A 23438-nucleotide genomic window follows, 5' to 3' on the forward strand; every position below is an offset into this window, starting at 1 on the left:
CACCGAGTGGAACGTTCCAGCCGCGCCGCCGGTTCCCGCTCAGAGCCGGTCTGCCACGCGGTGACGCGTGCTCCACACCGGCGCCTTGGGGCGCTTTCCCGTTCTGAACTCAAGAAGCACCAGGTACCGTGCCGTGGATTCCCAGGCGCCGTCCTCCTGACGCAGCTTCCTCCGCCGAGCGGTGCCTGCGCGGCATGCCCCTAGAGGGGTTCGCTGGTCCAGCTCCAGACGCCTCCTTCATATCGCGGGTGGACGAGTTGCCCGCCGCTGGAGTCGGCGAGCTGGGCGACGGTCTGGATCAGCCGGCGGTGGAAGTCGTCGGGCGGGCGGGCGTCGGACGAGCCCTCCAGCAGGGTCACACTGACCTTGGCGTCGTCGCGCAGCTGCGCGGTCAGCCGTCCGGTCCCGTCCAGCCGGAGCATCACGATCGCATCGGCGCGGACCATGTCATGCCCCCCGCCGGCCTCGATCCAGACCTGGTGCATCGTCCCGCTCACCGGCCCCATCTCCTCGGCTCAGGCTGTCCGTCAGCCCCTTACCACCCACCATAAAGGGCCCGGGATCACGTCGTCACAGGCTGACGCCCCTCCCGCCACGATCGCGCGGCCGCCCGGCCCCTCACCACTCTGCACATTGTCAGGCACTTGGAGTTACCACCGGTGTCGGAGGGCACATAGACGGCTGTGGGGGAACTGAGCGGGCCCGGGGACGCGGTCGACCGCAGCGAAGGCTTCGGCGAGCGGCTGCTGGGCCAGTTGCTGGACCGGGCGCACGAGATGCCGCCGCAGCTCATCGCCCCCCTGGTTGCCGAGGAGATACGCGCGATCGGCGGCCGGGACGTCTCGATCCTGCTGCAGGACTACGCCCAGCTCTGTCTGGTGCCGCTGCCGGGCAGGGGCCTCACCGACGGCGAACCGCTGCCGCTGGAGGGGTCTGCGGCCGGGCGCGCGTTCCTGTCGGAGACCACCGTCGAGCAGCCGCAGGACGACGGAGTGCGGATGTTCCTGCCGCTGCTGGACGGCAGCGACGAGATCGGCGTGATGGCCCTGACCCTCGACGGCGTCGACGACGACGACCGTCGGCTGCTGCGGCGACTCGCGGGCTTGGTCGCCGACATGCTGGTCACCAAGAACAACTACACCGACCAGTTCCTGCGGGCGCGACGACGCAAGCCGATGAGCGTGTCCGCGGAGATCCAGTGGTCGCTGCTGCCCCCACTCACCATGACCACGCCGCAGGTCGCCGTCGCCGGAATCCTGGAACCCGCCTACGACGTCGCCGGCGACAGCCTCGACTACGCCCTCAACGACAACGTCCTGCACCTGGCCATGATCGACGCGATGGGGCACGGCCTCAACGCCGCGGTGCTGGCCACCGTTGCCGTGGGCGCCTACCGGCACGCCAGACGCGCCCAGCCCGGCCTCGCCGAACTGTACGCATTCATGGACACCGCCATCGACGACCAGTTCGGCCCCGACCACTTCGTCACCGCGCAGATGATGCGCCTCGACATCGGCACCGGCCACCTGGAATGGGTCAACGCCGGCCACCCCGCCCCGATGCTGATCCGCGACCACCGCGTCATCGGCGCCCTGGAAGGCCCCGGCACCCTGCCCGTCGGCTTCGGCGGCTCGAAACCCCAGATCAACACCCGGCAACTGCGCCGCGGCGACCGCGTCCTGGCCTACACCGACGGCCTCGTCGAAGAGCACACCACCGGCGGGGCACTGTTCGGCGAGGACCGCCTGATCGCCACCATCGAACGCGTCGGACCCGCCAGCGCGAGCGTCCAGCAGATGGTGCACGACCTCTCCCACACCCTCATGCGCGAACGAGGCGGGATCACCAGCGACGACGCCACCCTCTTCCTCATCGAATGGCGCGGCGGCACCGCCGACCACCTCACCCGACCACTCTTGTGACCGAAAGATCCCGGGCCGGCCGGGTCGACCGAGCGCCCAGCACGATGTGGTTCCTTGCCCTCGGCCGCGTCAGGAGAGGAAGACGACCGCCGCGATGAGCGCACAGACGAGGGCGACCGCAATGGCCATGCCGCCGACGAGACCCCTCATCAGCCGCAGATATTCGTCCTTCATGGTCATCGGGCAGGCGCTTCCGAGAGCGAATCCGGATCGGGGTAGACGGCGAGTGCGCGGTCGAGCGCGGTGGCGCGGAGCAGCGCGGCGACCTGAGGGCGGAGGGCGACGAGCCGGAGGGTGATGCCGAGTACGGCGGCGCGGCGCCGGATGCCGACCAGTACGGCCAATCCGGCCGCGTCGGCGGACGCCACCTCCCCCAGGTCGAGGATCAGCAGGCGGCCGCTGCGCCGCAACGCGCCGATCAGGTGCTCGCGCAACGCTGGAGCCGCGGCGCCGTCCAGGGCGCCCGACAACGCGACGATGGTGTGGCCGGGGCGCTGGCGGGCGGGCGTCCTCACCTCATCGGGGGCCCGGGCCAAAGCTCGGGCAGGACGCGGGATGGTGATGAGAGCGGTCATGGCGATCTCCGATCGCAGATGGTCCATAGTGCCGGGCGGCCCGGGGCAGCGGGCCGGATCAACGTGCCGCGGACTGTTCTCGGAGCCGCCCGCCCTCGGACTCCCAGGCGCACTCCGAGCCGTCCGGGGGGCCGGCCCGGCGGTTCGCCCGGCCGGGTGGTGAGGCGAGGGCGGCCAGCAGGTCAGGGGTGTGCAGGACGTTGTGAGGGTCGGACGCCAACTCCATCGACGCCTCGGCCTCGTCCCGGGGCGTGGCGGCCGGGACGGTGAACAGGTCCACGCGCCGGCCGTCGGCGTGGATCGCGGTCAGCAGCCCCGAGGGCAGGGAGTCGAACCAGCTCAGCCGCACCACCCGGGTGTCGGCCGGGCCGTCGATGCGCAACCGGCGGGGACGGCTGTCCCAGTCGTCCGCCCGGAGCAGGACGTGAGTGATGGGGCGGTGGTCGTCGATGGGGCCGTGGTCCTGCAGTGCCAGGATCAGGCCCGGCAGTTCCGCGACCGGGTCGGCCGACCGGGGCCACCAGCCGCCGTCCAGCACAGTCCGCGCCGAGCCGGGAGGGGCCGAGGGGCGCAGCAGCAGCCGCGGCGTCGAGGGCGGTGACAAGCTGATCGTGGTGCGGCGTTCGGCGGTGGTCCACATGGCGGGCGCCTTCCTCGGTTTCCGATCGGTGCGGCGGCTGGGGGTGCTCAGCGGAGGCGCTTGCGGGTCAGCGGGCGCAGTTGCGTGAGGCGGGCGGCTCCCAGGATCAGGGTGATCGCGATCCCGGCGGCCATGGCGGCCATGAGCACGATCGCCAGCGGCAGGGCGCCGCTCAGCCCGGCGAACGAGACCCGCACATCGCCGGTGTTGCTCACCACGAGCACCATGAAGAGGACCGAGATGGCCGCGACGGCCCACAGCTCTGACCACACCACGCTGGTGCGGACCGCCGTCACCGTCCGCTGCGCGGGCGTCGGCTCGCGCCGATCGGGGAGGACTCCGGGGTCAGGTGGGTTGAGCCGGGACGCTGAACCGGTCTGCCCAGCGCGCCCGTTGATGTGCGGCCTGTGCGAGATCTGCATGACTCCCCCTCTCAGGGGGCGGCCGGCGTGGCAGATCAACCCTCAGAACAGGATGTCGCCGTTTGCCGGATACTTTTATCCTACTCGACTAATTGCCGATATGCGGAAAACGCAGATAGTTTCCGAGCGCTTCACTCACGCATCGCAACCGGCAGCGCCGGGGGCGAGAAACCCACCTCCCATTTCTGCTGTTTTCCGGTCGAGGCGACGGGCTATCGGCGCGAGTGATGAGTTATGCATGGATTGACTGTGTCCGTCCCCGGGGCGTCGCGCTTCGCTGGACATGGCCGGCCCGCACTGCCCGGGGGAGGTCGGGCCGGACGCGCCAGGGCCGTCTACTCCTCCCCGAGCGGGCGGCCCTGGACGAGCGGACCGTCGAGCCCGGTGTAAGGAGCCATGATGATCCGACTGGCCGACATCCGGGAATGGCGCACCCAGACCGCCCTCGACTCTGGCGGAAACTAGATCGGCACACTGGAGTCCGTTCACGTCGACACCAGCACCGACGAGGCCGCCATGGCCACCGTGCGGATCGGCATGCCCACCCGCCACCGATTGACCTTCGTTCCGCTGGACGGTGCGACCGCCGGGCCCGGCCACGTCCGGGTCGCCTACGACAAGGCGCTGGTCAGGCACTGCCCAACGATCGGCACCGACGACGTCCTGCCGGCCGAGGACGAGGAGGCCGTCTTCCGGCACTACGGGCTGGACTATCGGCCCGGCACCGGCGGCGGACGCCGGATCGCCCGCCGCTGACGCGGCCCGGCGCGCGGGGGGCCCGGAGGTCACTCCGCGTCGTCGCGTCGAGGCGGGTCGAACTCCACGTCGACGTTCTCGAAGCCTTTGTGACGTTCGGTCTCGGCGTAGGAGGTGTAGGCGCGCCGGTCCCCGGCGGTCAGCTCGACGTTGTCGGTGAAGGGCGTCAGCAGGCTGCGGGGCCACAACCGCCGCTCGCGGACGACGTTGATCTCGGCGCTCAGCACGAAGGTGGCCGCGCCCAGATAGATCCACGTCAGCAGGCCGAGGACGATGCCGAACATGCCGTAGGTGGCGCTGGCGCCGGTGAGCATGTGGCCGAGCAGGAACGCGCCGACCCACTGAATGATCTGCCAGACCAGCGCCGCGGTGACCGCTCCTGTCCGGACCTGCGCGATGGTGAGCCGCCGGGCGGTCAGCACCCGGAACGCGACGGTGAACAGCACGACGTTGACGGCGACGGCCACCAGGATCGCCGCCGCCCGCACACCGGCGCCGGCACCGAAGACGCCACCGGATGCGGTCACCGCCGACAGCAGCGTGGTCACCAGGATCACCGCGCCGCCGACCGCCAGCAGCGCCAAGCTGCGCACCCTGGCGGCGATCGGGTTGGGCCGGGAGTTGCGCGGCACTCCCCACATCTTGTTCAAGGCGTTCTGCGTGGCCTGTACGACGCCCAGGCCGCCGTAGAGGCTGCCTACGACACCCGTGGCCAGAGCCAGGATGCTGCCGTGGAAGGAATGGATGTTCGCGCCGATCTGGTCCCCGAGGACCGGGAACTGCGCGAGCGCCGAATCCAGTACGCTTTGCTGCAGCCCCGGGTTGCCCTCCAGCGCGAACCCCAGCGCGGTGACAAGAAGCAGCAGCAGCGGAAACAGCGACACGAACCCGTAATAGGTGATCAATGCCGTGAGATACGCGCCCTGGTCGTCCACGAACTTGTACACCACCGCCAGCGGCAGACCCGCCCAGCGATGCCGCCTCTGATAGGCGTCCATCCGGCAGACCACTCCCACACGGCTCTTCTTCCCTCATCAGCGCGCCCAACGCTCGACCGCCGGTCCGGTCGAGCGGCCGTCTCCTGTCCCTCACCGGCCTCCCCGAGATCCCGGCGCTGCCGACGGGCGGCATCCGGCGTGATTTCCGGCATCGCGGTCACCCGCGGCCCCCTTCCTCGGCGTGCGCGGACGAGTTCAGGCACGAGCAGGGCTGCCGGTCGACCGCCGTGCGCGAGTACGCGCTTTCTCCGGTCCCGGCGCGGTCCTCCCACCGCCTCCCCTTACCGGCCACGGGCCGGAAAGGTGCGGACACGACCACAGGGTTAGACCGCAACTTGTGGGCGGCCTATGCTGCGTGTGACGGCGGTAGCCGTCTGTCGGGCCGCTCCAGACCCTGGCGGCGTAAATGCGTACGCTCCAGGGAGGGCTGCCATGACGGCGTTCGAATCCTCGCCCCCATCCTCGGTTCCACCGGAAACACGGGCGATTCCGGACACCGCGGCCGACGACCGCGTCCGAGCCGGGGCGCAGGTCAGTCTCCGGCGGACGGACGTGGAGTGCGGTGCCGGGTCGACCGCGATGCTGCTGGCCCTCGCCGGCGAGATCGACGCTTCCAACAGCGACTGGCTGGCCGTCCGGCTCAGCACCATGATCACCAGCGCGTCCGCCGGCCACGCCGGCGCCGCCCCGAGCAGCGGCGTGGTCATCGACCTCACCCGCCTCAGGTTCTGCGACGCCGGTGGCATCACGGCACTGGTCAAGGCTTTCAAGCACGCCCGCGATCAGCGGCTGGCCCTGAGCCTGGCCGGAGCCACAGGGCGGGTCGACCGCGTTCTTCGCATTACCGGCATCGACGACGTCATCGCCCTGCATCCGGAGCCGGCGGACGCGTTGGCGGCGCTGCGCCGACGTGACGACCGGACGGCGCAGCGTCCGGAAGGCGCCCCCGACGGCTGACCTGCCCAGCGCTCCGTCCGTGTGGAGGCATCCGCCGCGGTGGCCGCCGAGCGGGCCGGCGTTCCGCGTGCTCGTCGCCGCCTCGCCGTCACCGTTCCGTGGTCAACCGTTGTCGACGGGGCGGCCGGGATCGTGCTGCGGGTGCAGGAGGCCCGCCACGGCGGGGTCGTCGTCGATGACGGCCTGTGCGAGGTCGGCGAGTTTGCGGTTGGTGTTGCGGGCTTGGGCGCGCAGAGCGGCGAAGGCCTGATCGAGTGAGGTCTGGTGGCGTTCGGCGAGCATGCCCTTGGCCTGCTCGATGATCACACGGCTGTTGAGCGCGATCTGCAGTTGCTGGGACAGCAGTTGATGTTCGCGGGCCGCGCGTTCGCCCAGGATGCCGATGGTGGCCACGTCGGCCATCGCCTGCCCCAGCGACTGGACCGTGGTCGCCTCGTCGACGGCCAGGACCGTAGAGGGGGCGGTGAACAGGTTCATCGCGCCGATGATCCGCTCTCGCATCCGCATCGGCAGCGCTACCACCCCGCCGTAACCGGCGTCGAGGGCCGCGGCGCTGAACAGCGGCCACCGGGAGGCCTCGGCGGCCAGGTCGGCGACCCTGACGGGCCGGCCGGTGGCGAAGCAGTCCAGGCAGGGGCCCTGCCGGGACTGGAGCTGGAACAACTCCAGCAGCCGGGTCTGTTCGCTGGAGGCCGCGATCACCTGCAGCTCGTCGGCCTGGTCGGTGAGCAGGATCCCGGCCGCCTCGACCTCCAGCAGTTCCACGCAGCGCTCCGCCAGCCGGTGCAGGAACTCGATGAGATCGAAATCGACCACCAGGGTGTCGGCCAGCTCGACGAACACCTCAGCGAGTCGTTGTTGCTGTGGCATGGCTGCTCAATCCATTTCCTCGGCCCAGTGGCTGGGGGGTTCCTGTCGTGTGACGTCGTCTCTCGTAGACCACAGTGATCATCGTGTCGATCCATCGTGTCGTCAGCCCTCGGGAAGATCGTCGGGGTGGAACCGCAACCGGCGGTCCACCACCTGGCGGGCCAGCCCGGCCAGCGGGACACCGTCGGTGAAGGCGCGGGCGCGCAGCGCCGCGAACGCGTCCTGCAGACCGACGCCCAGCTGCACGGCGACCATCCCGGTCGCCTGATACACCTCGATCCTGCCCTCACCCGGCCCGCCCAGCGGCCACACCCCCTGATCCGAGGCCGCACCGTCCGGCGAGGTCCGGCCCGCGGTCAGCATCACCGCCACCGCCGTCCGGCACAGCGTCACGGCGTCGGCGACCTGCTCCGCGGTCAGCGGTCCCGGCCTGACCCTGTACATGGTGAGGGTGCCCAGCCGGATCGCCCCCACCTGCAGCGGGAAGGCGAACATCGCCCGTACTCCGGCCGCGGTGGCCACCGGCGCGAACACCGGCCACCGGGAGGCGACGGCCGGCGAGGAGACATCGGCGACCAGCACCTGGCCTCCAAGGGCACCGGCCTCGATGCCGGGACCTTCCCCCAGGGTGAACTGCTGCTCCTCCAAGAACGCGGCCACCGCGTCGGTGGCGTGCGCCCGCTGCCGCCGGTCCGGCCGGGTCGCCACCGACACCGCCGCCCCGTCCACCTCTACCGCCGCCACGGCCGCCTGGCACACGTGCGCGGGCGACACCGTCTCTCCGTCCGCGCACCCGGCGACCAACGCCCACAACCGGGCCGCCCGCGCCTCGCCCGCCGTCGGCATCGCCGCTCACCGCCCACTGTCCGAAGCGACCGGATGGCCACACCTCGGCCCCAGCGTCCCACAGCCTCCCGAACAGCGTCGACGGGCGCCGAACACCGGCAGCCATCGTGGTTCACGCCGGTGACGGCCAACGGCACCCGGGCTTACCGGCCCACGGCCGCCCGGCGATCAGCTCTGCCGATAAGCCCTGCTCAGATCGCCTGTGTCGGCATCCCAGGCCAGCAGGTTCCACTGGAAGTGATGGGCGTGCCCTCTGGGGAATGCTCGCCCGAATGGAAGAAGACAGTGTGACCACAAGCGCGACCACGGACGCTCCGACCCCCGGTGGTGCCCCCGCCCGGGGCCGTGGCGAAGCGGTTCCGCGGGGCAGCGACTACGCGCTGCTGTCCCGCGAGGTGAAGCGGGCCGGGCTGCTGACCCGGCGGCCGGGCTACTACACAGTCAAGATCGTCTCAAATCTCGTCCTGCTGGCGGCCGGTTGGGCGGCCTTCGCGCTGATCGGGCCGTCCTGGTGGCAACTGGCGGTGGCGGCGTTCCTGGCAGTCGCCTTCACCCAGACCGCCTTCCTCGGGCACGACGCGGGCCACCAGCAGATATCCGGCTCCAAGCGGGTGAACGAGCTGCTGGGGCGGCTGCACGGCAACCTGCTGGTCGGGCTCAGCTACGGGTGGTGGATCTCCAAGCACAACCGGCATCACGCCCACCCCAATCAGGTCGACCGCGATCCCGACATCGCGACCGGAGCACTCACCTTCACCCGCGAGAGCGCTCGGGCCCGGCACGGCCCCGGCGCCTGGCTGGCCCGGCACCAGGCATGGCTGTTCTTCCCGATGCTGCTGCTGGAAGGGTTCCACCTGCATCTCGCGGGGGCCCGCGCCCTGCTCGGCCGCACGGCCACCGCGCGCGGGCCGGGCAGGGCCCGCTTGGCCGAGGGCGGTCTGCTGCTCGCCCACATCGGCGGATATCTCACCGCCCTGTTCTGGGTACTCCCTCCACTGCAAGCCATAGGCTTCCTCCTCCTCCAGCAGGGCCTGTTCGGCCTGTACCTAGGCTGTTCTTTCGCCCCCAACCACAAGGGCATGCCGATGCTCGGCAGGAACGACAAGACCGACTTCCTGCGCCGGCAGATCCTGACCGCGCGCAACATCCGCGGTGGCCGGATCACCGATCTCGCGCTCGGCGGGCTGAACTACCAGATCGAGCACCACCTGTTCCCGTCCATGCCGCGGCCCAACCTGCGCCGCGCGCAGACGCTGGTGCGCACCTTCAGCGAACGCCACGGCATCACCTATTGCGAGACCGGTCTCCTCCAGTCCTACGCGCAGGCGCTGCGCCATCTCCATGCCGTCGGCGGGCCGTTGCGTCCCGAACTGGAGTACTGACCCCGCCGGCCAGTCCCACCGGAACCTTGCGTGACCGGACCCGGTCACTCCATCGACACGCGGTCACGGGATCGGGAAGGGGGATGGAATTGTTAGGCGGGCGTTGGGCGGGGTGGAGGGTGGAGCCGGTCCATAGCAGATCCCGTACTTGGTTCGAACCGACACGGGAAGACCTATCCCACGTCACCCGGAGAGACTGCGGAAAATGGTCGCTGATTTTGAATCTTCCCCAACTCTACAGGTCCAGGATGATCAAGGAATCCACGAGCACATGAGGCGAATGCTTGACCTGGGCTGGCCGACTCCCCAACCGGACACAACTTGCCACGCCTGCGTCAGCGTACGCTACATCGTTGCTTACCAGCGCGTCGGCTGGCTGATTCCAAAGAAGGCAGAACCCAAGAAGCCGAAGCCACCTTCCCGCACTAGCCTACAAAGGCGTTTGAAACAAAAGGAAGCCGAAGCTGAACAGCTGCGGAGCGAGCTGGCACGGCTCGATGCGGAAAGCTCTGAGTCCAGGGAGGCCCCATGACTCGTAGTCCAAGTTGCGCGGACGCTCGATCATACGAGTCGGCCGGCGGGCCTTCCCTGCAGTGGGCTCGGCCTGGCAAGTCGGGAGCCAAAACACCACTATGCCACTACGGCTACGGCAAACCCTCAGCATGACGCGGCAGACATCTTCGTTTAAGGTGTCGGTGGCATGCGCTAATGGTCGTGGTTGCCCCGGCAACACGGCCGCGCACGGTTACGGGATTGGGAAGCGGGCCGGGATCGTTAGTTGGCAGCGGTGGGTGGCGGGGTTGTGCGTGCAGCCATGCGCGCGGTATTCCGTAGGGGGTACACCGTAGACAGGCGTGCGATCGTCGCCGTCGAAGATGCTCAGCGCAGTAGGGCGGCCAGAAGGTCGGGGCCCAGCGCTGTCAGTTCGGGCAGGTTGAGGGTGTAGCGGACGTACCGTCCCTGCCGCCGGGCTGTGAGCAGGCCCGCGCGGCGCAGGTCGGCTAGGTGGCGGGACACCTCGGGGGGCGTGAGTTCCCAGGCTTGGGCCAGTTCGCCGGTGGTGTGAGGGCCGCGGGCCAGAGTGCGCAGCAGCCGCAGCCGTACCGGATGCGCTAGTGCGTCCAGCCGCAGCGTGACCGTTTCCAGTGATACCGGCTCCGGTGGGCTCGCCTCCGCCACGGGGTACTGCACCACCGGACGCCATCCGGGCGCGTGGACCGCCACCAGGTGCGGGCGGCCGAAGACGCTGGGGAGGAAGGTGACCCCGGTGTCGTGGGCGGTGGTCGCGTTGTCCTGCAGCTTGTCCACGATGATGCGGTCGCCGTCCGGTGCCAGGGTCACGGCGCTGGAGACAGATGCGAGCGCCGCCCCGATGCCCTGGCGCTTCAGCAGGTCGTTCTTCAGGCGCAGGTCGGTGGCCAGTTGCACGGCGACGCTCGTCCAGGCGGCGTCGAAGAATGCCTCGGCGCATTGTTCGAGGGTGTGGCGTACTCGTGCCCGCACGGCGGCCGGGTCCGCGAGCAGCCGCTCCGCGAAAGCCTCTTGGAGCGCGCCGCGGGCCTGGGCCCGGTCCAGGGCCTGTTCGCGGGCTGTCGCGTCGGCGAGCGGCGACGGCCCGGTGAAGTGGACCCGGTTGCTGCCGCAGGTGGTGATGAGCGCGGCGGTCACATAGGTCTCATCGTCGATCCGGTCCACATCGTCCAGCTCCTCGGCGAGGGTCGGACGGGGACGGGCGGGGACCAGGAAGTCGGCTCGCGAGGAACGCCAGAGGAACTCCGCCTCCCTGAGCCGCTCGGCCAGTTCGGGTCGCAGCCCGGCCCAGACGTCCCCGGCCCAGCCCGCGTGCTGCGGGTGGTGCCCGGGTTCGGCCAGCACGTGCAGCATCGCGGTCAGCTCGGCCAGTGGGGAGACGGCGAACCGCAGCCGCCCGGACGCCGGGCCGCTGATGTCGATCCTCAACGTCATCCCGCCATCATCGCTGGTCGGACGGCCGGTGAACGCGTCGATTGACGGTGTCCGTCAACCGTCGCGGCATGCCCGGCGGCCGGACGCACCGTGGACGCCATGGCGACCACCACCAAGCTCCAGCCGCGCGCCCTCGTCCGCGGCTCCGGAGGCCCCCGCTATGCCATCGCCCTGGCCGTGGACGCGCTCGGCACCGGATTGCTGCGGCCCTTCCTGCTGCTCTACGGGGTGACGGTGCTGGAACTGTCCGCGCCGGCTACCGGCATCGCCATGACGGTCGGCGTCGTGGTGGGTCTGATGTGCATGCCCGGAGTCGGCCGGTGGCTGGACGGGGGCGCACGCAGCACGGTCGTGGCAGCATCGATGCTGGTACGGGTGCTGGGCGTGGCGCTGCTGCTGGCCACTCCGGCGGGGCACGCCTGGTTGTTCGCGACGGCGGCGCTCTTCCTCGGCATCGGCAACCAGGCATGGCCGGCCGCCCATGCGGCTCTCGTGGCAACAGTCGCTCACGGCCGCGAACGCGACGCCGCTCTCGCGGCCGGCCGCGCCCTGCGCAACGCCGGCCTGGGCGTGGGCGCACTCCTTGCCACCGCATGCCTGGCGGCCGGCACCACCGCGTTGCAGGCGCTGGCAGCCGTCACCGGGCTCGCCTATCTCGCTGCGGCGGCCTTGGCATGGTCGGTCCATGTGCACGCGCGACCGGCCGCCTCCCCGGCCGAGGACAGGGCCGAGGCGCCCGCGCCACGGATGCGCGCGCTGCTGGCCGCCAATGTGGTCTACGTCTTCTGCTTGAACGTCCCCGAAATCGCTGTCCCCCTCGTGCTGGTGACGCAGTTGCACGCGTCGCCGGTGTGGGCGGCGGCCATCTTCGTGGCCAACACCGTGCTGGTGGTCACCCTTCAGGTACCGGTCACCGTCCTGATGTCCCGCCTCCCTCGACGGACTGTGCTGGCTCTCGCCGGCGTGGTGCTCGCCGCGTCCTACCTCGGCTTCCTCGCGGTCACCTCACCGGGACACGTCTGGAGCGCTCCGGCCGTCGCCGCGGTGTCCGTGGCCTGCACCCTCGGCGAGATCATCTACGCGGGCAGTGCCACGGCACTCGTCACCGCTCTCGTCCCGGCCCATGTCCTGGGACGCGCACTCGCCCGCTTCCAACTCTCCACGGGCTTCGGCCTCGCCGTCTCCCCGGCGGCCATCACCGCCCTCGCCTCCCACGGCCCGGCCGCCCTCTGGGGCACCCTCACCGCCGCAACCCTCCTCTCCGCCACCGCAGTCACCACCGAGAAGGGTGACCGGGAGTAGGCCAGGCGTCAGGGGGTTTGGACGTCTTCGATTTCCAGGGTGGTGACGGTGTTGGGGGCGTGGGTCACTGTTAGGCGGCCGTCTTGCAGGTGGGTGTCGGGGGTGCGGGTGTAGTGGTGAGCGGACGTTGGGTCGGTCGTCCATGCGCGGACGGGGTTTGCGTCCTCGGTTAGGGCTCTCAGGTCGTAGGTGACGTTGCGGGGCTTGTTGTCGTTGGCGGTGACCAGGGCCAAGCGGCCGGTGGCGGGGTCGTGGGCTGCGACGGTGTGCGGGTGGCCCGAGTCGAGGATGCGCACGTTGGGTCTGATGTGCCGGGTGTAGTGGGCTAGGACGTAGTACTTCGGGTTGACGCCGCCGACGCGGCCTTCGAGGGTGCCGTTCGCTCCGCCGGCCGGGTTCGGGGTGGCGTCGTCGTACTCGCCGTCCAGCAGGCCCCAGTCGAGGGCCTCCACCGGCTGCCAGCAGGACCAGGCACGGATCCGCAGGTGGTGGACGTCGCGGCCGATGCTGAGGGCCATTGTGAGGCCGTCGGGTTCGCCTTCGGAGTACTCCGTCTGCCATACGGGCGTGTCCGCGCCGACGGCTTCGCGGAGGGCGGCGCGGCTGCGGCCGCCGTCGTCGCGCTCGTAGCCGTGGACGTTGACGCGGCCGACGAGGCGCCTGGTGTCCTCGGTGAAGTTCTTCCAGGTGCCCGTGGCCTCCGCGTAGCGGCATTCGTCGGACGCGGCGATCAGCACGTCCGGCAGGTCGCGGGCGTCCAGCGCGCGGCGCAGGTGGGCGAGGACCGCTTCCTGCGCGCCCAGGGTGAAGTGGCAGCCCTCCTGGTTCTGCCGCGCGTGCCAGGACGCGAGGGACGGCTCGTTGAACGCCTCGACCGAGCCGAACCGGATGCCCCATTCGTCGCGGGCGTGCCGGGCGACCGCGGCGATGTAGTCGGCGAACGCCTCCTGGTACGCGAACTCGAGGTTGTCGACGTCGCCGCGCTCGGCGCCGGAGGGGTTCCCGGTCACCGTCATCCACCAGGGCGGGGAGACGGAGAACATCTCGAAGGCGTCGGCGCCGTGGTCGCGGGCCTTGGCGAGCATGCTCCGCTGGTTCGGGTCCGCGTCGGGGTTCCAGGCGTCGCCGTCGCCGAACGTCTCGATCTGCTTGCGGCGGACGATGGCGGGCGACTCGACCATCCCGGTGCCCGTCCAGGTGCAGGCGCCGAGGTTGTAGCGGACGATGTTCAGGCCCAGCCCGGGAAGTTCGACCTCGCCGCCGGTGGTGCCGACGTGCACGGGGTCCAGGCCGAACAGGGCGGCGGCCAAGTCGTCGCGCCGGCCGAGTTCGGTGTTGGCCCACCAGGACAGGCAGGTCCCCCAGCCGTCCCAGATGTACGCCCTTCGCGATTCGATGACCCGCGTCTCGTCCCCACGCATGTGCACGCTCCCGCTCGTCCGTCCACCTGGGTGTGTTCGGACGAGCCGCAGGCATCCGCCGGTTTTCGAGGACTTTGCCGCGCGTTGCCGACCTTGGGCCGATCAGGAGTCGAGTGTCGTGGCGAGCCGCTGGAGGAGGGCGGCGAGTTGCTCCTGTTCCTGCTCGGTGAGGCCGGCGAGCAGGCGGCGCTGGTTGTCCAGGTGGTCGGCGATGAGCTCGTCGGTGAGGGCGATGCCGTCGGAGGTGAGGGTGACGAGGCGTCCGCGCGAGTCGTTCTCGGCGACGGTTCTGCTCACCAGGCCGCGGGTCTCGAGCCGGTCGACCCGCTTGGTGATGGCGCCGGTGGTGACCAGGACGGTGCGGCTGAGCTCGCCCGCCGAGAGGGCATAGGGCGCGCCGGAGCGGCGCAGCGCCGCGAGGACGTCGAAGTCGCCGTTGCCCAGGTCGGCGGCGGCGAAGAGGGGGCGGAGCCGCTGGTCGGCCTCGTCGGTGAGGCGGAAGAGCCGGCCGACGACCAGCATCGGCGTGGCGTCGAGGTCGGGGCGCTCGCGGTTCCACTGGGCGACCATGGCGGCGGTGGCGTCGGGCTGCATGCGTTGATTATATCTTCCATGGAAGTTATATTAGCTTCCATGGAAGATAATCTGGCGTCGCCGACGTCCGCGCAGGTCGTCTGCTACTTCGACGCCGCCTGCCCGTTCGCCTGGATCACCTCCCGGTGGCTGCTGGAGGTCGAGCGGCTGGAGCCGATCGACCTCAGCTTCCGGATCATGAGCCTGTCGGTGCTCAACGAGCACCGGGACATCGAGCCCTGGTACCGCGAGTTCAACGACCGCGCCTGGGGACCGGCCCGGGTCTGCACAGCCGCCGAGCTTCAGCACGGCACCGGGATCCTGCGCGATCTGTACACGGCGCTCGGCAACCGCATCCACGTGCAGCGCAACAAGGACTACAGCGCGGTCATCGCTGAAGCTCTGGACGAGCTAGGGCTGCCTGCATCTCTGGCCGAAGCCGCCTCTACGGACGAGTTCGACGACGCTCTTCGGGCCAGGCACCAGGCCGCACAGGACGCCCTGGGTGAGGAGGGCGGCACGCCCCTCATCACCCTGGACGGCGCGACCTTCTTCGGGCCCGTCCTGAGCGCCACCCCGAAGGGCAAGGAGGCCGTGCGGCTGTTCCGGTCCCTGAAGACTTTGGCCGAGATGGACGCGTTCGCCGAGTTGAAGCGGGCTCGGGGTGCACTCGACTTCAGCTGAATCCGAGGTGTCCACGCGCCGCCGCCTCTACGCCGCCGCCCTCGTCGGCTCGGTCGGCGACGGCATCTACGTCCCGCTGACGATGCTGTTCGTCCACGCGCTGACCGGGCTGTCGCTGACGGCGATCGGCGCCGGTCTGAGCCTCGCCGGGCTGTGCGCGCTGGCGTTCATGCCGGTCGCGGGCGCCCTCATCGACCGGCTCGGCGCCAAGCGCATGGTCATGATCGCGCTGGTGCTGCGCGCGGCGGGCTTCGCCGCCTACCCCTTCGCCGACACCTACCTCTCCTTCCTCGGGGTCGCCGTGGTGGTCGCGGTGGGGATGTGGACGTCCACGCCCAGCCAGCACGCGTTCATCGGCGAGATCGCTCAGGGCGCCGAACGCGACCGGCTGCTCGCCTGGGACCGCAGCCTGCGCAACGGCGGGATGGGCCTGGGCAGCCTGGCGGCGGCCGGCCTGCTGGCGTTCAACGGCAACGGCGGCTTCCTCACCGCCGCGATGGTCCTGGCCGCGCTGTTCCTGCTCGCCGCCGTGCTCGTGGCCCGGATCCCGGCCGTCCGCGCAAGCGCCGGACGGCGGAGGGAGGAACGCCAGGGCTACCGGCAGGTGCTCGCCGACCGGCCCTACCTGCTCATCGCCGCCGCCAACTTCCTGATCGCCTTCGGCTACACGACCCAGGCCATGGCCCTGCCGGTCTTCCTGACCCGCGACGTCGGCCTGCCCGACGCCCTGGCGGGAGGCGTGTTCGCGCTCAACACCGTCCTGGTGGCGGCGCTCGGCGTGCCGATCGCGCGCCTGACGATGCGGTGCAGGCGCACGCGCAGCGCGGCGCTCGGCGCGGCCGTGTTCGGGCTGTCCTTCGCCGCCTTCGCGCTCGTCCCGCAACTGTTCGGCGGCGCGTACGCCATCGCCGCCGTCCTGGCGATCGCGGTGCTCTACACGGCCGGTGAGCTCATCCACTCCGTGCCCGCGCAGGGTCTGTCCGTCCAGGCCGCACCCGACCATCTGCGCGGACGGTACCTGTCGGTCTACCAGTCGTCCTGGTCGCTCTGCCGGACGATCGCGCCCCTGCTCCTGGGGTTCCTGCTGGAGGCGGGGCCATGGCAGCTGTGGGCGGTCCTGGCGCTGATGGTGCTGGCGGGCGCGGTCATCCTGCTGTGCGCCGAGCGCGTTCTGCCGCCGCACGCCGTCGGGATGCCCGCCGCGTCCGGCACCCCGGTCGGCCAGGCCACCGAGGAGCAGGTCGCCGCGCGGACGTGACGTCGGGCTCATCCGCGCCCGACGTCTTGCATGGGACACAGTGTCTCAGTAAATTCCGCATCAGGGCCGGGCCCGCGACGCCGGCCGCGCCGCGGGCCAGACGGGATCCGCCACGACGAGGAGGTCTCGATGACGCTGTCCACCAACACCGGGTCCACCAACACCGGGTCCGCCAAGACCGGGTCGATCAACTCCGGAACCGATCCGTTCGACCAGGCGTACCGGGACCTGCTGCGGACGCTGTCCGAAGGGTCGGTGCACCGGCGCTTCGACCCCTTCCTCGACATCGACTGGGACGCGCCGGAGTTCGCCCTCGACCCGGACGACCCGCGCTGGGTGCTGTCACCGGAGATCGACCCGCTGGGCGCGACGCGCTGGTACCAGGAGCTGCCGCTGGAGCGGCAGATCGAGATCGGGAAGTGGCGGATGGCCAACTCGATCAAGGTCGGGGCGGCGTTCGAGAGCATCCTGATCCGCGGAATGATGCAGTACATCATGAAGCTGCCCAACGGGTCGGCCGAGTTCCGCTACTGCCTCCACGAGATGACGGAGGAGTGCAACCACATCCAGATGTTCCAGGAGCTCGTCAACCGGATCGGCGTGGACGTGCCCGGGATGCGGCCGTGGTTCCGGCGGCTGTCGCCGCTGATCGGCGTGGCGGGCGGCTACGCGCACGTGGTGCTGTTCATCGGGATCCTGGCGGGCGAGGAGCCCATCGACCACTACCAGAAGGCGCTCATCAGGTCGGGCGAGCGCATCCCGCCCGCGATGCTGCGCACGATGGAGATCCACATCGCCGAGGAGGCGCGGCACATCTCGTTCGCCAACGACTTCCTGCGGGTGCACGTCCCGCGGATGGGCCGGGGCAGCCGGGCGGCGTGCGCGCTGGCGTTCCCCCTCGCGATGCGCTGGCTGGCCGGGGAGATCATGACGCCGCCGCGCTCGTTCGCCAAGCAGTTCGGCATCCCGCGCGAGGTCTACCGGGAGGCGTTCTGGCGCAGCCCGCACTCCCGCGCGATCCTCTCCGGGTACTTCGGCGACATGCGCAAGCTCGCCGCCGACCTCGGGCTGATGACGCCGGCCGCCAAGCGGCTGTGGAAGGCGCTGCACATCGACGGGAAGCCGTCGCGGTACCGGGGCGAGCCGCACCGCGAAGCGCGCGGGCTCGCCTGATGCCGCACGTCGTCACGCAGTCGTGCTGCGGCGACGCGTCCTGCGTCTACACCTGCCCGGTCAACTGCATCCACCCGACACCGGACGAGCCGGACTTCGCGACCGCGGAGATGCTGTACATCGACCCGGCCGCCTGCGTCGACTGCGGCGCCTGCGTCTCGGCGTGCCCGGTGGACGCGATCAAGCCGCACACGAAGCTCACCGGGGACGAGCTGGACTTCCTGTCGGTCAACTCCGCGTTCTACGACGCCCCGCGGTCCCGGCCGCTGCTCGCCCCGGTGGTGCCGCCGCTGCGGGTCCGCGAGCGGCCCGCCCCGCTGCGGGTCGCCGTCGTCGGTTCCGGACCGGCCGCGATGTACGCGGCCGACGAGGTGCTGACCGTCCCCGGCGCGCGGGTCTCGATGTTCGAGCGGCTCCCGATGCCGTACGGGCTGGCGCGGACGGGCGTCGCGCCCGACCACCGCCGGACGCGGAAGGTCGCCGGGCAGTTCGACGCCATCCGCGCGCAGGACGGCCTCGACCTGCACCTCGGCGTCGAGGTCGGCAGGGACGTGACCCACGACGACCTCCTCGCCCACCACCACGCGGTCGTCTACGCGGTCGGCGCCTCGACGGACCGCCGGCTCGACGTCCCCGGGGCGGGGCTGCCCGGCACGGCGTCCGCCACCGAGTTCGTCGCCTGGTACAACGGCCACCCGGACTTCGCCGACCGGACGTTCGACCTGTCGCACCCCCGCGCCGTGGTGATCGGCAACGGCAACGTCGCGCTGGACGTCGCCCGGATCCTCACCGTCGACCCGGCAATCCTCGCCGGCACCGACATCGCCCCCGCCGCGCTGGACGCGCTTCGCGACAGCGCGATCGAGGAGGTCGTCGTCGCCGGACGGCGCGGGCCCGCGCAGTCGGCGTTCACCCTCCCCGAACTGATCGGCCTTCGCTCAACGCCCGGCGTCGGCCTCACCGTCCCACCGGACGACCTCGGCCCCGAGGGCGCCACCGGTCCCAAGCTCGACGTGCTGCGCGGGCTCGCCGCCGACCCGTCCGCGCCGCGCCGGATCCGGCTGCGGTACCTGCTCTCGCCGCTGCGGATCCTCGGCGGTGACCGCGCCGAGGGCGTCGAGTTCGGGCGCAACGCGCTCACCGGCGACGGCGTCGAGCCGACCGGCCGGACGGAGACCGTGGACGCCGGGCTGGTGCTGACCGCGATCGGCTACCGGGGCGTGCCCGTCCCGGACCTGCCGTTCGACGACGCGACCGGCACCGTCCCGAACGAGCACGGCCGCGTCCTCGACCCGGCGACCGGCCGGGCCGTGCCGGGCACGTTCGTCGCGGGCTGGATCAAGCGCGGCCCGACCGGCTTCATCGGCACGAACAAGTCGTGCGCGCAGGAGACCGTGCGGGCGCTGGTGGACGACTTCAACGCGGGCGTCCTCGCCGATCCGGAGGCCGGCACCGGCGACCTGGCGGCGCGCCTGGAGCGGGGCCCGGTGCTCACGCCGTGACGCCGCTGACCGCTCCCGCGCCGCTCGCCGCTCCGGCGCCGGTCAGCCGCTCGACGACCGTCCGGAGTTCCGCCGTGGGGTCGATGACGAGGCCCAGCGACCGGGCGGCGCCGTCCAGCATGAACCACGCGTAGGAGGCGAGTTCGGCGACGATCTCGGGGCGCGGCCTGCGCGGGGCGGGCTCGCGCACCCACTGCGTCAGCATGCCCTCGACCATCGTCACGATGGCCAGCGGAAGCGATTCCAGGCCGCCGTCGTCGAGGTCGAACGACGCCAGGAACGCGGCGATGATCTCGTGCGCCCGGGTCGCGATCCGGCCCCGGAGGCTGCTGACCGCGTCGGCGCCCGCGACGTCGTCGTGGGTCGGCCCCTGCCGCATGAAGTCGTGCAGGCGGGGGTGCTCCGACATCCACCCGGCGACCGTGTCGATGGTCCTGCGGAGGATCTCCTCGACCGAGCCGTGCGAGATGTCGAGCTTGACCGCCAGCGTGCTCGCGAAGTCGTCCACGAGGTAGGACCTGATCCGGCGGTCGAGGTCGTCGCGGTCGGCGAACCGCCGGTACACGACGGACTTCGCGAGCCCGGCCCGCTTCGCGATCTTCTGCACCGGGATGTGCGTGCCGGGCGGGGTCTCCTCGATGAGGTCGACGGCGGCGCGCAGGATCATCAGCTGGCGCGCGGTGTTGTGCTCCTCCCAGCGCGCCTGATACCCGCTCTCCGAACCCGCCATCGGCTCCCTTTCGCACTGGTCGACCGCCCCACCGACTCTACCGACCCGCCACGGCGCGGACCCGCCCGGGCGTCAGGGCCCGCTGTGGACGAGGGGTGCCCACAGGGTGGGGTCGGCGCGGTGGCGGGCGCGCATGGCGAGGACGACCTCGCGGAGGACGGGGGCGGCGGCGTCGGCGGCCGGGGTCTCCGGCAGCGCCGCGTAGAAGGCGGTGGCGGCCTCGGCGGCGGCGGTGTCGTCGACGGGCCAGAGGCTGGCCACGACGTGCCGGAACCCGGCGAACTGGAAGGCCGACGCCAGGTGCAGCACCTCGTCGGCGTACCGGACGCCGTGGTCGGCGGTCGAGCAGGCCGACAGGTACGCCAGCTCCGCCTCGGCCGGCCGCAGGCCGGCGATCTCGGGGAGCGTCAGCGTCCGGTCGTGCAGCAGCAGGCCGCCGGCCGCGGGCGAGACGGGGTTCGCGACCGCGTGGCAGGCGAAGTGCGCCCAGGTGGCGTCGCCGAGGGCGGTGAGGACGTTCGCGGCGGTGGCGCGCGGGCCCGTCAGCGTCGAACCGCCGAGGAGGGACGCCTCCGCCGCCGCTCCGGGCAGGTCGGCCTGGCCGGGGGTCTGCTCCAGCACGACGGTCAGCGGTTCCCGGCGGGTGGCGGGCGGGCGGTTCCGTGCGTCCCTCAGGGCCCGCAGGGACGGGACGAAGGAGGAGACCATGACGTCGAGGGCACCGGGCCGGCCCGGTTCCTCGGCGGCGTGCAGCGGCAGCAGGCCCAGCGCGCCGGTCGGCAGCCACCAGACGCGGTGCGGTCCCGGCCGGGGCGGTCCGAGGGCGTCCGCGACGGGGCCGACGGCCGTCCGCCACAGCCAGGCCAGGACGTCGCGGACGGTCCGCCTCCGCACCATCACACGGCTGAGCGTCCCCCCACCGGACAGCGCCGCGAGCAGGGCGGTGACCTGGTCGGCCACGGAGGCGTCCCGGAGTTCCGGCAGCGGCACTCGGACGGGCGGACGGTCGGCCGTGACGAGGACGGCGTCACCGCCGTCCCGGCCCGCGTTGACCAGGACGACGGTGCCGCCGGCCGCGGCGGCGCGCAGGTCGTCCAGGCGCGGCGCCGCCAGGAAGCCCTCCAGCCCGGGCAGGGCGCGGATGCGGCGCAGCAGCGTGTCGTGGTCGTGCCACCAGCGGCGGCGCTCGTCGGCGCCGAAGCCGGGGGTGGCGAGCCGCTCGCACACCCACTGGAACCGGTCGGCGAGCCGGGCGTCGCGGTCGCGGAGGTCGGCCGCCCCCGCCCGGGTGCCGGCCTGCGCGGCCAGCAGCACGCCCCGGCCCAGCTCGGCGAACTCGACGGCGCCCGCCGGGTCGCCGCGGTCGCAGTGGGCGGCGACGCCCGCGGCGACCAGGCCCGCGTGCGCGCCGATCCGGTGCTGCTGGTCGGCCCATCCGGCCTCGCGCGGCGCGACGGACGGCAGCAGCGCAGCGGCGGCGTCCAGCAGTTCCGCCGCCTGGCGGCCGGCTCCGGCGGCCCGGGCGAGCAGGCCCGCCGCGTGCCGGGCCGCGACCCGGTCGGCGGGGGACGCGGTCGGCTGCTCGTCGTCCAGCCCGGCGAGGTCGTGGATCCGGTCCGGGGGCGGGGCGTCGCCGCCGCGCTCCACTCCGGCCTGGTAGGCGCGGCACAGCCCGGCCGCCGCCCGCGGCCGGTCGGGGTGGTCTCGGGGCAGGCCGGTCCAGGCGCGTTCGGCGAGGTCGACGGCGGCGGCGAGGTCGCCGGGGGAACCGCCGGCGCGGTGCCGGGCCAGCCGCGCCGCCGCCAGGTCGGCCCACCGGCGCGGGAGGTCGGCGTCGCCGGCGGGTGTCCGGGCGACGGCCCGGCCGCCGAGGATGATCGCCCGGTCGAGGTCGGCGGAGTCGCCGGTGGCCTGGTGGCGCGTCCAGTACGCGGCGGCGAGGCGGGCGAGCCGGCCGGCCAGCGCGGCATCGTCGGCGGCCGTGGCGCCGACCGCCCGCCGGCCGAGTTCGATCGCGCGGTGGAGGTCGGCGTCCGAGGCGACGGTGCCGGACCGGAGCCGGTACGCCTCGCCGAGCATCGACCACCGCGCCGGAAGGCTCCCGGGCGAAGCCAGGCTCTCCTCCCCGGCCTCGACCGCCCGCGCGAGGTCGGTGAGGACGCCGGTCCGCGTGTACCGGGTCAGGTGGACGGCGGCGAGGTGCGCGGCGGCCGGGCCGCGCGCCGGATGCCCGGACGGGACGGCGGCCAGCGCCCAGCCCGCGACCGTGGCGGCGCGGTCCAGGTCGTCGAGCGAACCGGTCGCGATCGAGCGCCGGTGCAGCGCGTCGGCGAGGCTGCGCAGGACGACGGGGCGGCGCCGGTCGTCCTCGGGGAGCGTGTCGAGGGCGTCCCCGGCGAGGACGACGGCCCGGTCGAGTTCGTCCGGGTCGCCGGTGCGGCGCTGCCTGCGGAGCACGGCGGTGGCGGCCTCCGCCAGGTGGACGCCCCGGTCGGGGTCGTCCTCGGGTGCGGACGCGGCGACCTGTTCGGCCAGGTCGGCGGCCCGGTCCAGGTCGGCGCGCGATCCGGTCCGCTCGTGCCTGCGCAGCAGTACCGCGCTCAGTTCGGAGCGCCATGCCGGACGGGCGTCCTCCCCGGCGGCGGTGAGGGCGCTCTCGCAGAGGCGCACGGCGGTGTTGAGGTGGCCGGGGTCGTCGCTGTGCTCGAACAGGAGCCGGTGGGCGGTGCCGAGATCGGCGAGGACGTGCGGCCCGCCGCCGTCGTGCGCGACGCATTCGAGCAGGCGGATGCCGCGCCGGAGGTCTTCGGGGTCTCCGCGCAGCCTGTACCGGCACCGGTAGGCGGCCGCGAGGGCTTCCCACGCCGCCGCTGTTTCGGGGTGGCCCGCCACGGCCTTCTCTCCGGCGGTGACGGCCTGGTCCAGGTCGTCCGGTGAGCCGTCCCGCTCATGGCGGAGGCGGAGAGCCGTGCAGAGCGCCGCCTGCCGCGAGACGTCGGCGGGCCTGCGGGCCGCTGCCGGGGTCATGAGGGCGATCGCGGCGTCGAGCAGCGCCGGATCCCGCGCGGGAGAGCGCAGCATGGCGTGCGCCGCGGCCGCCTGGGTCTCGTCGTCGGACGCCCGGCCGAGCAGCGGCCGCATCGGCGGCGGGACCCGGCGGCGGTCGGCGGCGACGGGCGCGAGCGCAACCACGGCTCGCGCCAGATCGACGTCCCCCGGCGCTCCCCCGCGAAGGCTGTGCCGCTCGTAGTGCAGCCGCGCCAGCAGCACGCTCGCCCGCGCGTACGCGTCGATCAGCACCGGCGACGCCGTCGCGGTGTCGACGGCCCGGACGTTCCGCCACAGCCCCTCGGCGTACTCGCCGGCCTCCGCCCCCAGCGGCAGCGTCCGGTCGCCGGTCGCCTCGTACTCCGCCAGGAGGTCCGCGAGCTTGGCGGACAGGTCGTCCAACGGCATCGGGGA

Annotated in this window: 21 protein-coding genes; 9 read left to right on the plus strand and 12 right to left on the minus strand. The window is 72.2% G+C overall.

All coding sequences use genetic code 11. The features are described from left to right. Positions 1–200: 200 nt before the first annotated feature. Entirely contained in the window at positions 201–497 is a 297-nt protein-coding gene (locus tag AB0K34_RS07900; RefSeq protein ID WP_364546378.1) for a hypothetical protein, read from the minus strand. Positions 498–683: 186 nt separating this feature from the next. Here AB0K34_RS07900 and AB0K34_RS07905 point away from each other — a divergent pair, with 186 nt between their 5' ends. Next, a complete protein-coding gene (locus tag AB0K34_RS07905) occupies positions 684–1922 on the plus strand; it encodes a PP2C family protein-serine/threonine phosphatase (protein ID WP_364546380.1) in 1239 nt (412 codons plus the stop codon). 176 nt (positions 1923–2098) lie between these two features. Here AB0K34_RS07905 and AB0K34_RS07910 read toward each other — a convergent pair whose 3' ends face one another. From AB0K34_RS07910 to AB0K34_RS07920, 3 genes are read right to left on the minus strand one after another with little or no spacing between them, the layout of a single operon-like run. Next, complete coding sequence (locus AB0K34_RS07910; RefSeq protein WP_171068916.1) at positions 2099–2497, minus strand: STAS domain-containing protein; 399 nt, start codon at positions 2495–2497, stop codon at positions 2099–2101. Between the two features lie 58 nt (positions 2498–2555). Continuing rightward, positions 2556–3137 carry a DUF5994 family protein gene (locus AB0K34_RS07915; protein ID WP_138635670.1) on the minus strand — a complete coding sequence of 194 codons (582 nt, stop codon included), beginning with the start codon at positions 3135–3137 and terminating at the stop codon, positions 2556–2558. A gap of 47 nt (positions 3138–3184) precedes the next feature. Then, positions 3185–3559, minus strand: a complete 375-nt coding sequence (locus AB0K34_RS07920) for a lipopolysaccharide assembly protein LapA domain-containing protein (RefSeq protein ID WP_138635669.1) — start codon at positions 3557–3559, stop codon at positions 3185–3187. Positions 3560–4075: 516 nt separating this feature from the next. On the opposite strand from AB0K34_RS07920, the gene AB0K34_RS07925 reads away from it, so the two are divergent. Beyond that, a complete protein-coding gene (locus AB0K34_RS07925; protein WP_364546385.1) occupies positions 4076–4315 on the plus strand; it encodes a hypothetical protein in 240 nt (79 codons plus the stop codon). A gap of 29 nt (positions 4316–4344) precedes the next feature. On the opposite strand, the gene AB0K34_RS07930 is transcribed toward AB0K34_RS07925, so the two are convergent. Beyond that, positions 4345–5313, minus strand: a complete 969-nt coding sequence (locus AB0K34_RS07930; RefSeq protein ID WP_364546388.1) for a YihY/virulence factor BrkB family protein — start codon at positions 5311–5313, stop codon at positions 4345–4347. 579 nt (positions 5314–5892) lie between these two features. On the opposite strand from AB0K34_RS07930, the gene AB0K34_RS07935 reads away from it, so the two are divergent. Next, on the plus strand, positions 5893–6270 hold the full coding sequence (locus tag AB0K34_RS07935; RefSeq protein WP_364546390.1) for an STAS domain-containing protein: 378 nt from the start codon (positions 5893–5895) through the stop codon (positions 6268–6270). A 102-nt stretch (positions 6271–6372) separates the two neighbouring features. On the opposite strand, the gene AB0K34_RS07940 is transcribed toward AB0K34_RS07935, so the two are convergent. Together AB0K34_RS07940 and AB0K34_RS07945 are read right to left on the minus strand one after the other, a co-directional pair. Further along, positions 6373–7140, minus strand: coding sequence for a GAF and ANTAR domain-containing protein (locus AB0K34_RS07940; RefSeq protein ID WP_138635666.1), 768 nt, complete (start codon positions 7138–7140; stop codon positions 6373–6375). 102 nt (positions 7141–7242) lie between these two features. Further along, positions 7243–7986: a GAF domain-containing protein gene (locus AB0K34_RS07945; RefSeq protein WP_364546394.1), complete on the minus strand. Its 744-nt coding sequence runs from the start codon at positions 7984–7986 to the stop codon at positions 7243–7245. Positions 7987–8273: 287 nt separating this feature from the next. Between AB0K34_RS07945 and AB0K34_RS07950 the strand changes: the two genes are divergently transcribed. Continuing rightward, positions 8274–9368 carry an acyl-CoA desaturase gene (locus AB0K34_RS07950; protein WP_364546397.1) on the plus strand — a complete coding sequence of 365 codons (1095 nt, stop codon included), beginning with the start codon at positions 8274–8276 and terminating at the stop codon, positions 9366–9368. An 879-nt stretch (positions 9369–10247) separates the two neighbouring features. Here AB0K34_RS07950 and AB0K34_RS07955 read toward each other — a convergent pair. Then, the gene (locus AB0K34_RS07955) at positions 10248–11333 is read right to left on the minus strand and encodes a helix-turn-helix domain-containing protein (RefSeq protein ID WP_364546400.1); all 1086 of its coding nucleotides are present in this window, start codon (positions 11331–11333) and stop codon (positions 10248–10250) included. A gap of 99 nt (positions 11334–11432) precedes the next feature. On the opposite strand from AB0K34_RS07955, the gene AB0K34_RS07960 reads away from it, so the two are divergent. After that, a complete protein-coding gene (locus AB0K34_RS07960; RefSeq protein WP_364546403.1) occupies positions 11433–12635 on the plus strand; it encodes an MFS transporter in 1203 nt (400 codons plus the stop codon). A gap of 8 nt (positions 12636–12643) precedes the next feature. Here AB0K34_RS07960 and AB0K34_RS07965 read toward each other — a convergent pair whose 3' ends face one another. Both AB0K34_RS07965 and AB0K34_RS07970 read right to left on the minus strand, forming a co-directional pair. Then, complete coding sequence (locus AB0K34_RS07965; RefSeq protein ID WP_364546405.1) at positions 12644–14056, minus strand: glycoside hydrolase; 1413 nt, start codon at positions 14054–14056, stop codon at positions 12644–12646. A 102-nt stretch (positions 14057–14158) separates the two neighbouring features. Further along, positions 14159–14650 (minus strand): MarR family transcriptional regulator, encoded by a 492-nt coding sequence (locus AB0K34_RS07970; protein WP_364546407.1) that lies wholly within the window; start codon positions 14648–14650, stop codon positions 14159–14161. Positions 14651–14689: 39 nt separating this feature from the next. On the opposite strand from AB0K34_RS07970, the gene AB0K34_RS07975 reads away from it, so the two are divergent. From AB0K34_RS07975 to AB0K34_RS07990, 4 genes are all read left to right on the plus strand, one after another. Then, positions 14690–15313, plus strand: a complete 624-nt coding sequence (locus AB0K34_RS07975; protein ID WP_364546410.1) for a DsbA family protein — start codon at positions 14690–14692, stop codon at positions 15311–15313. Positions 15314–15320: 7 nt separating this feature from the next. Next, complete coding sequence (locus AB0K34_RS07980; RefSeq protein ID WP_364546413.1) at positions 15321–16571, plus strand: MFS transporter; 1251 nt, start codon at positions 15321–15323, stop codon at positions 16569–16571. Between the two features lie 129 nt (positions 16572–16700). After that, positions 16701–17744, plus strand: a complete 1044-nt coding sequence (locus tag AB0K34_RS07985) for a diiron oxygenase (protein WP_364546416.1) — start codon at positions 16701–16703, stop codon at positions 17742–17744. Further along, complete coding sequence (locus tag AB0K34_RS07990) at positions 17744–19246, plus strand: FAD-dependent oxidoreductase (protein ID WP_364546419.1); 1503 nt, start codon at positions 17744–17746, stop codon at positions 19244–19246. The genes AB0K34_RS07985 and AB0K34_RS07990 overlap by 1 nt, the downstream gene beginning before the upstream one ends. Here AB0K34_RS07990 and AB0K34_RS07995 read toward each other — a convergent pair. After that, on the minus strand, positions 19236–19976 hold the full coding sequence (locus AB0K34_RS07995; protein WP_364546421.1) for a TetR family transcriptional regulator: 741 nt from the start codon (positions 19974–19976) through the stop codon (positions 19236–19238). The genes AB0K34_RS07990 and AB0K34_RS07995 overlap by 11 nt on opposite strands. A 72-nt stretch (positions 19977–20048) precedes the next feature. Next, on the minus strand, positions 20049–23432 hold the full coding sequence (locus tag AB0K34_RS08000) for a CHAT domain-containing protein (protein WP_364546424.1): 3384 nt from the start codon (positions 23430–23432) through the stop codon (positions 20049–20051). Between the last annotated feature and the right edge of the window lie 6 nt (positions 23433–23438).

Source organism: Actinomadura sp. NPDC049382, assembly GCF_040677125.1.
Classification (GTDB): domain Bacteria; phylum Actinomycetota; class Actinomycetes; order Streptosporangiales; family Streptosporangiaceae; genus Spirillospora; species Spirillospora geliboluensis.

Excerpts from the sequence above, each read along its gene's own strand:
- AB0K34_RS07910 (WP_171068916.1), bottom strand. The coding sequence starts at position 2,497 with ATGACCGCTCTCATCACCATCCCGCGTCCTGCCCGAGCTTTGGCCCGG.
- AB0K34_RS07915 (WP_138635670.1), bottom strand. The coding sequence starts at position 3,137 with ATGTGGACCACCGCCGAACGCCGCACCACGATCAGCTTGTCACCGCCC.
- AB0K34_RS07920 (WP_138635669.1), bottom strand. The coding sequence starts at position 3,559 with ATGCAGATCTCGCACAGGCCGCACATCAACGGGCGCGCTGGGCAGACC.
- AB0K34_RS07925 (WP_364546385.1), top strand. The coding sequence starts at position 4,076 with ATGGCCACCGTGCGGATCGGCATGCCCACCCGCCACCGATTGACCTTC.
- AB0K34_RS07930 (WP_364546388.1), bottom strand. The coding sequence starts at position 5,313 with ATGGACGCCTATCAGAGGCGGCATCGCTGGGCGGGTCTGCCGCTGGCG.
- AB0K34_RS07935 (WP_364546390.1), top strand. The coding sequence starts at position 5,893 with ATGCTGCTGGCCCTCGCCGGCGAGATCGACGCTTCCAACAGCGACTGG.
- AB0K34_RS07940 (WP_138635666.1), bottom strand. The coding sequence starts at position 7,140 with ATGCCACAGCAACAACGACTCGCTGAGGTGTTCGTCGAGCTGGCCGAC.
- AB0K34_RS07945 (WP_364546394.1), bottom strand. The coding sequence starts at position 7,986 with ATGCCGACGGCGGGCGAGGCGCGGGCGGCCCGGTTGTGGGCGTTGGTC.
- AB0K34_RS07955 (WP_364546400.1), bottom strand. The coding sequence starts at position 11,333 with ATGACGTTGAGGATCGACATCAGCGGCCCGGCGTCCGGGCGGCTGCGG.
- AB0K34_RS07960 (WP_364546403.1), top strand. The coding sequence starts at position 11,433 with ATGGCGACCACCACCAAGCTCCAGCCGCGCGCCCTCGTCCGCGGCTCC.
- AB0K34_RS07965 (WP_364546405.1), bottom strand. The coding sequence starts at position 14,056 with ATGCGTGGGGACGAGACGCGGGTCATCGAATCGCGAAGGGCGTACATC.
- AB0K34_RS07970 (WP_364546407.1), bottom strand. The coding sequence starts at position 14,650 with ATGCAGCCCGACGCCACCGCCGCCATGGTCGCCCAGTGGAACCGCGAG.
- AB0K34_RS07975 (WP_364546410.1), top strand. The coding sequence starts at position 14,690 with ATGGAAGATAATCTGGCGTCGCCGACGTCCGCGCAGGTCGTCTGCTAC.
- AB0K34_RS07985 (WP_364546416.1), top strand. The coding sequence starts at position 16,701 with ATGACGCTGTCCACCAACACCGGGTCCACCAACACCGGGTCCGCCAAG.
- AB0K34_RS07990 (WP_364546419.1), top strand. The coding sequence starts at position 17,744 with ATGCCGCACGTCGTCACGCAGTCGTGCTGCGGCGACGCGTCCTGCGTC.
- AB0K34_RS07995 (WP_364546421.1), bottom strand. The coding sequence starts at position 19,976 with ATGGCGGGTTCGGAGAGCGGGTATCAGGCGCGCTGGGAGGAGCACAAC.
- AB0K34_RS08000 (WP_364546424.1), bottom strand. The coding sequence starts at position 23,432 with ATGCCGTTGGACGACCTGTCCGCCAAGCTCGCGGACCTCCTGGCGGAG.